Below are 297 nucleotides of genomic sequence, written 5' to 3'. Positions count from 1 at the left end.
ATGTATTGGTTAAGAAATAGTTTAACCAATACATATTATAGAGTGTGTCTATTAATTTTTCAGCTCTACATTGACTATTATGAACCATTTGGACAATTAAATTTCTCTCTTTGTTTTTAAACTAAAACTAATACTATCACTATCAGAATGTACTTTATCATTTTCAACTTGAATATTAATTAGATTTTCTTTTTTATCATAGTCTTTTGACATACCATCGTCATGATATAGCTTATATGATGCACTGTCCTCAACATAACCTATCAATGTTAAATTATTAGTGTCCAGTTTATCTGT

1 protein-coding gene is annotated in these 297 nt (G+C 26.3%); it reads right to left on the bottom strand.

Annotated features, from left to right (window positions below):
* Positions 1-96: 96 nt before the first annotated feature.
* The coding region (locus AACQ14_RS24150; protein WP_339366082.1) for a hypothetical protein at positions 97-297 on the bottom strand (201 nt) is incomplete at its 5' end.

Origin of the sequence: Vallitalea maricola, assembly GCF_036985595.1 — a bacterium.
Classification (GTDB): domain Bacteria; phylum Bacillota; class Clostridia; order Lachnospirales; family Vallitaleaceae; genus Vallitalea; species Vallitalea maricola.
The sequence above is the reverse complement of the archived record's forward strand: the minus strand, read 5'-3'. Positions and strand labels throughout refer to the sequence as shown.